This is a genomic window from Bacteroidota bacterium (assembly GCA_016714535.1).
GTDB lineage: Bacteria > Bacteroidota > Bacteroidia > AKYH767-A > OLB10 > JADKFV01.
On record JADKDR010000001.1, the window covers coordinates 129842 to 142082 of the forward strand.

A 12241-nucleotide genomic window follows, 5' to 3' on the forward strand; every position below is an offset into this window, starting at 1 on the left:
GTATACGATGTCGCTGTAACTGTAAGCCGGGTTCTGTATTTCTTTCGAAACATCTATCATTAACCTTGTTGCCTTATTGCTAAGACAATCGTGCAGCCTACCCTCCGCCACAACATAACTTGCGTTATATATTACCACGGGACGCGGTAAAGTGTCGGTATATTTGGCCTTTCAGCCCATAAGGTTTGCCACATATGCTGTTGCCAACATATGCGTGGGCTCTTACCCCACGATTTCACCATTGCCTGTATATTTACATATACATAGGCTGTTTATTTTCTGTTGCACTTTCTGTTGCGGCATACTTGCATATGCTGCACCTTCCTGTTAGGAAGTATGGCTCCCTGTGCTGCCCGGACTTTCCTCTACTGATAAATCAGCAGCGATAGATCATTACAACGACAGCACAAATGTATGAAACTTGCAGCCTGAACTCTATAAAACAAGTAAACAATTTAAAATTTAGCATTTGGTATGCCATCCGAAGTTTGATATGGTTCCTTAATCATCTCCCTACTCAATTGTTTCCATACCCTCAGGTACTTAAAGCAATGCATCCTAATTAAAAATAAATTACAAAAAGAACTGATTAATGTCATAACCCCTGGTTTATTAATTACCAAACTTCCATTTGAAAAAACATATATTTGCACACCAACAAAATCAATAACAGGTTAAAAGCAGTTGATACGAAAAAGAAAGGTTATTAAATAGATGAAAGCAAAGGCAACACTAGCTAAACAATATAAACTATCTGAATTGATAAAGGGAGAATCGGCTATCATCGACTCATTTACGAATGACGAAATGAAACAAAAGTTGATGGAAATGGGTTGCCTGCCGGGCGAAAAAATCAGAGTAACACAATATGCACCATTGGGCTGCCCGCTTGCAATAAAAGTTGCAAATTACACACTAAGTTTGCGGGTAGAGGAAGCAGACAATATTTTAGTAACCAAGTTCGAAAAATAATTCCCTTGAAAGAGCAACGCCTGAAAATTGCATTGGTAGGAAATCCCAATAGTGGAAAAAGCACCCTCTTCAATTTACTTACAGGCTTAAATCAAAAAATAGCCAATTTTCCTGGAGTTACGGTAGAAAAAAAAACAGGTAACTGTACACTTTTTAGCGAATCGCAGAAAAGTATAAGCGCAGAAATTATTGACTTGCCCGGCACCTATAGTCTGTACCCTAAAACCCTTGACGAAAAAATACCCTTTGTGGTGCTTTGCGATGAACATGATGAGTCGCATCCGGATATTGCAGTTATAGTTGCTGATGGCACTAATTTAAAACGCAGTCTTTTTTTATGTACTCAGGTAATGGATTTAAAAATCCCGTGCATACTGGCCATTAATATGATTGACCTTGTTACTGCCTCGGGACTGGTAATAGATTTTGATGCCTTGCAAAACGAACTAGGCATAAAAATAGTAGGCATTAATGCAAGCAATGGCGAAGGAGTAGATGAGCTGAAACGTTTGTTAACCATACCTGTATACGCCAGTGAAAAAACTTTTCTTGATTGCAATAAATTTGCTCCTGACCTGATTAACAGCATTCAGCAAAAATTTCATTTCAGGACAGATTACATTGCTTTTTTGGCTGCGCACAATTACAAAGAGATTTCACTATTTAAGCAAAATGCTTATGTAAAAGATTCGTTGCAAAAAATACTTACTGCCAATTATTTTGAACCTTTTAAAACACAATCAACCGAAACACTTGAGCGGTATCAGCATATTAGCAATATATTAAGTTTGTTTATTAAAAATCCTGAATTAGAAGAAAGCAAATCAATAAGTTCGCGCCTAGACAAAGTACTCACGCATGGCGTTTGGGGTTATGTATCGTTTTTATTTATCTTGTTTGTAATATTTCAGGTAATTTTTTCATTGGCACAGGTACCAATGAATATAGTAGATAACACCTTTGTTCAATTGTCAACGTGGTTATCTAATGTGCTGCCCGGAGGTATATTGAGCGATCTGTTTATCAATGGAATTATTGCAGGCTTAGCAGGAATAGTAATTTTTATTCCGCAAATAGCTTTGCTATTTGCCTTTATCGCCATTCTTGAAGATAGCGGATACATGGCTCGTATCAGTTTTATTATGGATAAACTGATGCGCAAATTCGGACTAAACGGACGCAGTGTTATTCCACTTATTAGCGGAGTTGCTTGTGCAGTGCCCGCTATACTTAGCACGCGTACTATTCAAAACTGGAAGGAAAGATATATCACCATACTTATAACACCTTTAATGAGTTGCAGTGCCCGCTTACCGGTTTACACCTTGCTCATTGCATTGGTTATACCTTCTAAATCAGTTTTGTTTGGTTTGATTAATTTACAAGGGCTGGTCTTAATGTCGCTATACCTGATAGGATTCTGTGCTGCCATTTTCAGTGCCTTTATTTTTAAATACCTTATCAAAAGTAAAGAGCGTTCTTTTTATATTATGGAAATTCCGGTGTATCGTATGCCCCGCTGGAAAAATGTACTGATTACCATTTTTGATAAAGTGAAAATATTTTTGTTTGATGCAGGAAAAATAATTATTGCCATATCGATAGTGCTTTGGGTACTAAGCACTTTTGGCCCGATACAGCGTCAACAAAAAATTGCAGAAAAATATGAGTTGCTTAAACAGCAACCTGGTGCCAACAAGGAGCAACTGGAAAACGCTTTTCAAAGCGAACGACTCGAAAATTCGTATGCCGGCATTGCTGGTCATTGGATGGAACCTGCTATTGCACCTCTTGGGTTCGATTGGAAAATAGGTATTGCGCTCATCACCTCATTTGCTGCCCGCGAAGTATTTGTTGGCACCATGAGTACCATATACAGTGTTGGTAACAGCGATGATCTGCAAACGGTGAAAGAACGCATGGCAAGTGAAACCAACAACCTAACCGGAAAGCCCCGATACGATCTGGCAACAGGAATATCGCTCATGTTGTTTTATGCTTTTGCTATGCAATGCATGAGCACGCTTGCTGTAGTAAAACGCGAAACCGAAACTGGGGCATTCCCCTATTTCAATTTATTTATATGAGTTTGCTGGCTTATGCAGCAAGTTTCCTTGCTTATACTATATTAAAGTAAATTGAAAAGTTCGTCTTCACGAATAAACTTTATTCTGTTTTAAAAAACTTGTTTCAAGTTTCTATTTTTTTTTGGCAAAAAGTAACGATTCTTAAATTTTGCTTTTACTATTGCTTTTTTAATTCCAAAATAATAAGCTTATGAAAAAAACTATTTGGGCGTGTCTCACTGCATGCCTTGTATTAAATTTAGCAATTGCTCAGTCGCCAACACCTGCCCTTGTGGGTTACTTTCACAACTGGAATGATGGTGCGGCACCTTATATTCAGCTTAATCAAATTGACAGCCGCTATAATGTTATAGAAGTAGCCTTTGCCGAACCAGAATTTGGAACTGACTATAAGATGGTTTTCAGTCCTGCTCAAACATCGCAGGCAAATTTTATAAGCCAAATTCAAACATTAAAAAGCCAAAATAAAAAAGTGCTTATCAGTATAGGAGGAGCCAATGCAACCGTATCGTTAGATAACATTGCTGAACGCGACACTTTTGTTGCACGCATGACAGGCATTGTAAATACCTATGGATTTGATGGTATTGATATTGACCTCGAAGGAAGTTCCGTATTGGTAAGTGGAGGCACTATTGCAAACCCTACGGATGCGAAAATTATCAATTTAATAAATGCTATTAAACAAATCATGATTAACTATCGAGCACAGTATGGAAAAAAATTATTTCTTACCATGGCACCTGAAACTGCATTTATACAAGGTGGTATGTCGGCTTATGGAAGTATATGGGGCGCATACTTGCCTATAGTACATGCTTTGCGCGATTCAATAGATATTTTGCAGGTGCAATTATATAATAGCGGTACTATGTATGGTATTGATGGAAACATTTATACTCAGGGCACAGCAGATTTTATAGCAGCAATGGCCGAAGCTGTGATCGTTGGTTTCAATACACAAGGTGGATATTTTGCGGGATTACCAGCAAGCAAAGTTGCAATAGCGTTGCCGGCCTGCCCACAAGCTGCTGGTGGAGGTTTTACTCCCACAAGCACCGTAGCTGCTGCCATCAATTACTTAAAAGGCACGGGGCCCAAACCTGGCAGTTATACAAGATCAAATCCTAATGGGTATCAGGACTTACGAGGTTTAATGACATGGTCTATTAATTGGGATGCAGTAAATACCTGCAACAATAGTTCTTATGAATTTGCCACCAACTATCAAAGCTTATTTAACGCGGCACCATCTTGTACAACCGCTGTTGTTCCGACCGGATTAACTGTTAGTTCGGTGGGAGCAAGCACTGTATCGCTTGCATGGCAAACCACCAATGCAGATTCCTACAAAATAAGATATAAGCCGGTAAATGCAACCGTATGGACAACCGTAGTTGTAAATGCTACCTCACATGGTCTTACTAATTTATATGCCTGCACGCCCTATCAGGTAAGAGTGGCCAGTGTGTGCAATGGTGTTACCAGTGCATACAGTAATGCAGTTAATTTTCAAACGGTAGGTTGTGTTACTGCATGCAATATACCAACCAGTTGGACCGGGCTCTCTACCACTGTCAGTTCAATTACTGTAAGTTGGAAAGGCACTGGTGCTGGTGGTTATAATGTTCAATACCGACCAACAGGCACCACCACATGGACAACAAAATATTCGGCAGCCAAAACCTATACCATTAACGGACTTACTGGATGCACCGATTATGATATACGTGTTCGCAGTCAATGCAGTTATACATCCTCAAGCGCCTATTCATCCATCATCGTAGTAAGCACCGCAGGATGCCCACAACAAGATGATCCAAATAAAACTGCTTTTTCGATTACGGAAAAGATAGAAAGTGAAATGCAGATATATCCCAACCCTGCCAATGAGTTCATTGTTGTAAAACGATCAGATGAGGGTTCAGAAAATTTCACAATACTAAATGCTCACGGAAAATTATGCATAGCAGGCAGGTTAACTAATAACGAAACTCAAGTTCCGATTGAAAAACTTCAACCAGGCTTATTTATTTTGATTACTGAAAAGAGTTCGGTAAAGTTTATCAAACACTAACAAAAGAAATTAGCTCAAATAAAAAGCCCCGGAATTTTTCAATTACCGGGGCTTGACTGTTTAAAGTCAGAATGTAGTGCTTATTCTTTTATTATTTTAATCCTGCTTACGGTTTGGTTATTCATTAGTTCAACAAAATACAATCCTGATTTATACTCACCAATGTTTAAGTAAACCAGGTTAGCACCTTCAATTACCGATTCGTTTTGCATCAAAACAAGTTTTCCCATTGCATCGTATATGGTAATAGTTACATTACCAGCAAACTCACTGTTAAACGCCAGGGCAACATTTTCATTGGCTGGATTTGGATAGGCACTTAAACCTTCGGCATCATAAGCCAATTCGCCTGCAAGGCGAACCCAATCTGTTGCCGAAACGCTAACACGCAGTCGATAACAACTAGTTGCGTTAAATGCACCACTTACACCCCATACTCTTACTTTATAGCCTGTTGCGGGAGTGGTAGCATTATATATAATTGTTTCATTTGTAAGTCCTGCGTTAAGCGAATTTGCAAGAGTGGTGTTGGTAGGGCTCATTAATCGCAAACTATAATTAGCCGGCAATTGCTGAAGGGTTACTTTAATCTTAGGTTTTGCAGCAACCGTATTGAACTTAAACATATCCACATCATTGGTAGGATTAATTAATGCAAAAATATTTGTATTAACCGGAATTAGCTTGGCGGTAGCGGTTGTACCATTTGGCTCATAGGTATCAACACATCCTAAAGGTGTACAACCATCCGAAGTTTTTAATGATACACGTGTTGTATTAAGGCACGCATTCATTCTTGTACCCTGACCGGTAGAAAAGGCATTCATACATGGATCATCAGAGTAGTCCATGTAATTCATAAACATATCACCATTTGGTCCATTGCTGCAAGTTATATGTGGAAAATTTGGACATCCGAAATTGGAAGTTTGTTGTGTGGGTGTATCGCTAACCTGATCGTTTCCGCAGGTTGCATCGCCCCAAATGTGGTACAAATTTAACCAATGGCCAACCTCGTGCGTTAGTGTGCGTCCAAGGTGGTAAGGATTTAGAGTTCCGGGATAGGTTGGTCCACCAACAGAAGTGTTTAGGCACACCACACCATCTTCAGAGGCAATTCCTCCGGGAAAGGTGGCAAAACCCAATAAACCACTACCAAGGGTGCAAACCCAAATATTTAAATATTTATCTCGGTTCCAGGCATCGGCACCACCGCTTGAACTAAATTTCATAGTACTGTTATAAGGAAAACTTGTTACCGTTGTTAATACGCGATTAATACCCGTAGTAACTGCACCTGATGGTGTGCGTTTGGCAAGGCAAAATTGAATTTGTGTATTTGATGAAACGGCAGCAAACACCGCTGGTGTGTTAACTTTATCTGCGTTAGTGCGAGCAAAGTCATAGTTTAAAACTTTTAATTGATCCATGATGCGATTCTCCGAAATGTTCTCTGCAGTGGTCTTATAAATGATGTGAAACACAACAGGAATAGTTACCACAGCACTTGACTTTTCGTTCTCGTGGCTAGCGATATACTCTTGCGTAATTCGCTCATTTTCCTCATGCTGTATTCGCAATTGAGGATTGCGCGCAAATTGTTCTTGCATGTAAATGTCAGAAGCACACGTTCTGCCTGACTGCGCCTGCGCTTGCAATATTCCCATTGCAACCATAACAAATACTAAAATTTTTTTCATTATTATTATTTTAAAATTTGAGAATTTGGATTAAAAAAACGGTTAAAAGCTATTTTAACTTTATAAAACAAAGAAAGTAAAACTTTCTGAATATTTTTCCATCTTTTAAAAAATAAAAACTTTGGCAGAATTAGAGGCGTTCAATGTATATTATACACAAACAAAAAAAACTTTTTATTGCTTTATAATTCTTATGATTACTTGCTTCTTATTCAAATTCCCGTGACTGGAGCGTGCTTATTGCACTTACCTACTTTGATAGTATTAAAGATTGAAAAGTGATGATTAGAAAGCATAAATTCTTAAGCAAGCGGTATTTGCACTTAACTGGCTCTTACTAAAAGTTCGTGGCAGCGTGAGGTAAATTGGCTGAACAATGTTGTTTTAAAGTTTCAAATTGAAAAAGAATTTTACTATTAAAAAAGGCTGTTTTTGAAATTCGTTTTAGCAAAAAAATTATCTTGAATAAAATAACCGATGCATTGAATGAAATTGAAAAAACTAATTTCCGTTTGAAACAAAAAATGAAATCATACTAAACACCCAGCGCAGTATAGGTAATACCCCATGTGGGAGTTGGGGGTGAATTGGCCGAGTAATAGTGTTTTAAAATGTCTAATCAAATTATGCTTGCTGAAATGTGTTTAGCGAAACCACCACCATCAAGCAGAATTATTTCAGAGCCTGCTTAAATTCTGTTTTAGAAAGTAAAGTTTTTACTCACTCTATCACTGAAGATTGAATAATACTTCTCAAATTGTGCTTTCAAATAGAATTCGGGGCAAATAATAATTTAACACCCTTGTAACGTTTAGCTTATAGTTGTGTCCTAAGGAAGAACGAAAATAATTTACTTTTAACGCCAAATAAATTTTTTGTGATTCGCCTTTCAAACATTAATAAATCTTATACCATTGGTAACAACAGCATGCATGTGCTTAAAGGTATCGATATGTATATAAAGCCCGGTGAACTTGTGTCCATAATGGGGTCGTCTGGCTCGGGCAAATCTACGTTACTCAACATTTTGGGCTTGCTCGACTCTTACGATAAAGGCGAATATCATTTGAACGATTTATTGATGAGTAATTTATCGCAAACCAAAGCCGCACAATTGCGAAATAAATTTTTAGGGTTTGTTTTTCAATCTTTCAATTTATTATCATTTAAAAATGCTGCTGAGAATGTTGCCCTGCCACTTTATTATCAGAAAGTTGGCCGAAAAGAACGCAACAAAATAGCCATGGAATATTTGGACAAAGTAGGTCTTAAAGATTGGGCCAATCATTTGCCAAGTGAAATGAGTGGTGGGCAAAAACAACGCGTAGCAATAGCGCGGGCATTGATAGGTAAACCCAAAGTGATATTTGCCGATGAACCTACCGGTGCGCTCGACTCTACAAATTCGCTCGAAGTGATGCAATTATTTAAAGAAGTAAATGCACAAGGAATAACCGTGGTGATTGTAACACACGAAAACGATATTAGTAAAATGACCGACCGTATAATTCGGCTGAGTGATGGATTAATTGTAGAGCAATAATTTTCTATTACAATAAATCACTAACCCAACCAAAAAGAAAAAAGCAATGTTCGACCAGGATAAATGGCAAGAGATTATGGCTACCATTAGTAAGAATAAGTTACGTACTTTTCTTACTGCTTTTAGTGTTGCCTGGGGTATTTTTATTCTTGTTGTTTTGTTGGGTGCCGGCAATGGATTGCGCAATGGTGTTCAACATCAGTTTATGAGCGATGCCGTTAACAGTATCAATATACGTGGTGGTGAAACTAGCATGTCATACAAAGGATTAAAGCCTGGCCGTAACATACAACTTACAAACGAGGACTATTACGAAATTAGAAATAAGATTGAGCATATTGAACATGGCAGTGCTACCTATGCCGGTTGGAATTCGAAACCTATGACCTATAAAAATCGCCATGCTTCCTTTACTGTTCGCTCTTGCATGCCCGATCATGATTATCTAGAAAATGCCACCATCATCAAAGGCCGTTTTATTAACGATATAGATATCAAAGATTATCGCAAAGTATGCTGTATAGGCGAGCCTGTGCGCGATGAGCTTTTTAAAGACGAAGACCCCATCGATAAATTTATTGATGTAGAAGGAACACCATTTAAAGTAGTAGGCATTTTTACCGACCCCGGTAATGGCGACCTCAATCGTATATATGTACCGTTAACAACCATGCAACGCACTTTCAATGGCCAAAACAAAGTAAACAATATTTGGACAAGTGTTGACAAAGAAGGATTTGACAACAGTGCCGAAATGGTAACTCAGATCAGAAAAATGATGGCTTCGAAACATAAATTTGACCCGGCAGATGTTGATGCAGTGCGCATAGAAAACTGGACCGAAGAGTATACACGCATTATGAATATGATGACGGGCATAAAAATTTTTGTTTGGATAATTGGCATTTGCACACTGATTGCCGGAGTTGTAGGTGTGAGTAATATCATGATGATAATAGTGAAGGAACGCACCAAGGAAATAGGAGTACGCAAAGCTTTGGGAGCCACCCCAACGTCTATAGTAATGTTGATAGTGCAGGAAGCAATATTCATAACTGCAGCTGCCGGATATTTTGGTTTGTTGGGAGGTATTGCCCTACTCGAATTGATGGGAAAAAAAATCGAGAGCGATTTTTTTCGCAATCCTGAAGTAGATTTTAATGTGGCCATTGCTGCCACCTTGTTAATAATTACCGTGGGCGGTTTAGCAGGTTTGTTCCCTGCGCTGCGAGCTTCAAGAGTTGAACCTGTAGCGGCATTGCGTGACGAATAAAAAATTATATCATGTTTGATCAAGACAACTGGCAAGAAATATTTGCTACGATAAAAAAAAATAAGTTGCGCACTTTTCTAACTTCACTTGGTGTGGGGTGGGGAATTTTTATGCTTGTTATAATGTTGGGTGCCGGCAACGGATTAAAAAATGGGGTGCTAAAAGATTTTGATGGCACGGCCACAAATAGTTTTTTTATGTGGACGCAGCGTACCACCAAACCTTACAAGGGCATGAAACCAGGCCGCGATTTCGATTTCAATAATGGCGATGCTATGGCATTACGGCAATTAAAAGAACTTGCAGTTGTGTCGCCACAAAATCAATTGGGTGGATATCAAGGCGGTAATAATGTAATGCGGGGTTTAAAATCGGGCAACTACGAAGTGGCGGGCGTATATCCAAACATTGCAAAAATATCGGCAGTAAAAATTACTCAAGGCCGTTTTTTAAATGAAAATGATATCACCAATAAACGCAAAGTTTGTGTGATTGGCAGAGCAGTAAAAGAAAATCTTTTTAAACCAGAAGAAAAAGTACTTGGCGATTATGTTTCCATCAATGGAGTATACTTTATGGTTGTAGGCATTACGGTGCCTATGGGCAGTGGTGGGCAAGCTGAGCAGGAAGCTTCGCGTGTGGTGGTGCCTTTTACAACATTTCAAAGTGCGTTTAACTATGGCGACCAGGTTGGTTGGTTTGCTATTTCATCGCAACCAAACATTTCGGCAGCAGTAGCCGAAGAAAAAGTTATTGCACTAATGAAAGAACGGCATAAAATTGCGCCCGAAGATGAGCAGGCAATTGGCCATTGGAATATGGAAGTGCAATTCAAAAAAATGGAAGGTTTGTTTTCTGGAATTTCACTGCTCATTTGGGTAGTTGGTATAGGAACATTAATAGCAGGTATTATTGGCATCAGCAACATTATGCTTATTGTTGTAAAAGAACGCACCAAGGAGATAGGTGTCAAACGTGCATTAGGCGCCACTCCAATAAGTGTGATGTTTCAAATAATATTAGAATCGGTTTTCCTGACTGCTGTTGCCGGCTACTTTGGTTTGGTAATAGGTATAGGCTTGCTCGAATTAATAAATATGGCAATGGGTGCCGATGTGCCGATGTTTAACAATCCCACAGTGGACATTAATGTTGCCATTGTATCGCTTGCTGTATTAATTGGGTGTGGTGCCCTCGCAGGATTAATACCTGCACAACGTGCAGTATCTGTTTTGCCTGTAGAGGCTTTGCGTTCTGAATAAAGAATATAAACCTTGAAATAATAATTATCGTTACTTGAAAATAAATTGCTGAATAATATTTTATGATAAAAAGAATTTTAAAAATCGTTTTAGTTATTGTCCTCTTAGGAGTTTTTGTGTGGACGCTTTATTTCCTATACAAAAAATCGGAACAGGCTCCGGTAGTATTTGAAACAACAACTGCATTCGACACTACCATAATTAAAAAAACAGTGGCAGCCGGCAGTGTAATTCCTCGCAAAGAAGTAAATATGAAATCGCAGGTGTCGGGCATTGTCGAAAAATTGTTTGTAGTGGCAGGGCAAGAAATTAAATCAGGTGATGTAATAGCAAAAGTGAAAATTATTCCTAACATGATAAACCTTGCAAGTGCTGAAAATAGAGTGAATCAAGCCCGCATCAATTTTGATAACGCAAAAGCAGACTACGATCGCAGCGAAACTTTATTCAACCAACAGGTAGTATCAAAAGCCGAATTTCAACAAAATGAATTACGATTGAAAACTGCAAAAGAAGAAATGAATGCTGCCGATAATAATTTGCAATTAATAAAAAATGGTGTGACCAAATCGGCAGGCAGTGCTACCAATACCCTCATACGCAGCACTATAAATGGCATGGTGCTCGATGTGCCAATAAAAGAAGGAAGCAGTGTAATTGAAAGCAATACATTTAACGAAGGCACCTCCATTGCATCGGTAGCCAACATGGGCGAAATGATTTTTGAAGGCAAGGTTGATGAAAGCGAAGTGGGAAAAATAAAATCGGGAATGGAATTATTATTAACCATAGGTGCAATAGATGCCGAACGTTTCAAAGCCACACTAGAATATATAGCGCCAAAAGGAGTTACAGAAAATGGCGCCATACAATTTCTTATTCGTGCTGCCTTAACTAAAGCACAAGGAGGTTCGTTTTTACGCGCAGGTTATAGCGCCAATGCCGATATTATTTTGGATAGAAAAGATAATGCCTTTGCGGTTTCCGAATCGGTTTTACAGTTTGAAAAAGATAAAACTTTTGTAGAGGTTGAAGTAGCACCAAACAAATTTGAAAAACGATTTATAAAAACAGGTTTGTCGGACGGAGTAAATATTGAAGTGCTCGAAGGCATTACGAAAAGCGATAAAATAAAAATTCCTGATTTGAAAACTCCGGTGGAGAATGGAAACTAGAAAAAAGTTTACTTTTTGCTAGATTAAATCCCGACAAAACTTTTGAATTTTTTTATTTTTCCATCAATCTGTTTTTGATTAGCGCATCACCCATGCGTTTCAACCTAAATAACATACATAGAGGAAGTGCATGAAATTAATTCTATCGTTAC

General features: G+C 38.4%; 7 protein-coding genes, 1 other RNA gene and 1 pseudogene. 7 read left to right on the plus strand and 2 right to left on the minus strand.

The genetic code is table 11. The features are described 5' to 3' along the window. Positions 1-6: 6 nt before the first annotated feature. Positions 7-402, minus strand: an RNA gene (gene rnpB / locus IPO27_00585) — RNase P RNA component class A. Between the two features lie 312 nt (positions 403-714). Here rnpB and IPO27_00590 point away from each other — a divergent pair. The 3 genes and pseudogenes from IPO27_00590 to IPO27_00600 all read left to right on the plus strand — a co-directional run bounded on the left by IPO27_00590 (position 715) and on the right by IPO27_00600 (position 5136). Continuing rightward, entirely contained in the window at positions 715-972 is a 258-nt protein-coding gene (locus IPO27_00590; GenBank protein MBK8845112.1) for a ferrous iron transport protein A, read from the plus strand. Positions 973-977: 5 nt separating this feature from the next. Beyond that, positions 978-3109: pseudogene (gene feoB / locus IPO27_00595) on the plus strand (ferrous iron transport protein B). A 140-nt stretch (positions 3110-3249) separates the two neighbouring features. Next, positions 3250-5136 carry a fibronectin type III domain-containing protein gene (locus IPO27_00600; protein ID MBK8845113.1) on the plus strand — a complete coding sequence of 629 codons (1887 nt, stop codon included), beginning with the start codon at positions 3250-3252 and terminating at the stop codon, positions 5134-5136. An 80-nt stretch (positions 5137-5216) separates the two neighbouring features. Here IPO27_00600 and IPO27_00605 read toward each other — a convergent pair whose 3' ends face one another. Then, on the minus strand, positions 5217-6836 hold the full coding sequence (locus tag IPO27_00605; GenBank protein MBK8845114.1) for a T9SS type A sorting domain-containing protein: 1620 nt from the start codon (positions 6834-6836) through the stop codon (positions 5217-5219). An 877-nt stretch (positions 6837-7713) separates the two neighbouring features. On the opposite strand from IPO27_00605, the gene IPO27_00610 reads away from it, so the two are divergent. The 4 genes from IPO27_00610 (at position 7714) to IPO27_00625 (ending at position 12089) form a co-directional block, all read left to right on the plus strand. After that, entirely contained in the window at positions 7714-8379 is a 666-nt protein-coding gene (locus IPO27_00610) for an ABC transporter ATP-binding protein (protein MBK8845115.1), read from the plus strand. A gap of 46 nt (positions 8380-8425) precedes the next feature. Continuing rightward, complete coding sequence (locus tag IPO27_00615) at positions 8426-9652, plus strand: ABC transporter permease (protein MBK8845116.1); 1227 nt, start codon at positions 8426-8428, stop codon at positions 9650-9652. Positions 9653-9663: 11 nt separating this feature from the next. Further along, positions 9664-10914 (plus strand): ABC transporter permease, encoded by a 1251-nt coding sequence (locus IPO27_00620; GenBank protein ID MBK8845117.1) that lies wholly within the window; start codon positions 9664-9666, stop codon positions 10912-10914. 62 nt (positions 10915-10976) lie between these two features. Further along, entirely contained in the window at positions 10977-12089 is a 1113-nt protein-coding gene (locus IPO27_00625) for an efflux RND transporter periplasmic adaptor subunit (protein ID MBK8845118.1), read from the plus strand. Positions 12090-12241: the final 152 nt, after the last annotated feature.

Coding starts and splice junctions, on each gene's coding strand:
- IPO27_00625 (MBK8845118.1), top strand. CDS start 10,977: ATGATAAAAAGAATTTTAAAAATCGTTTTAGTTATTGTCCTCTTAGGA.
- IPO27_00605 (MBK8845114.1), bottom strand. CDS start 6,836: ATGAAAAAAATTTTAGTATTTGTTATGGTTGCAATGGGAATATTGCAA.
- IPO27_00615 (MBK8845116.1), top strand. CDS start 8,426: ATGTTCGACCAGGATAAATGGCAAGAGATTATGGCTACCATTAGTAAG.
- IPO27_00620 (MBK8845117.1), top strand. CDS start 9,664: ATGTTTGATCAAGACAACTGGCAAGAAATATTTGCTACGATAAAAAAA.
- IPO27_00590 (MBK8845112.1), top strand. CDS start 715: ATGAAAGCAAAGGCAACACTAGCTAAACAATATAAACTATCTGAATTG.
- IPO27_00600 (MBK8845113.1), top strand. CDS start 3,250: ATGAAAAAAACTATTTGGGCGTGTCTCACTGCATGCCTTGTATTAAAT.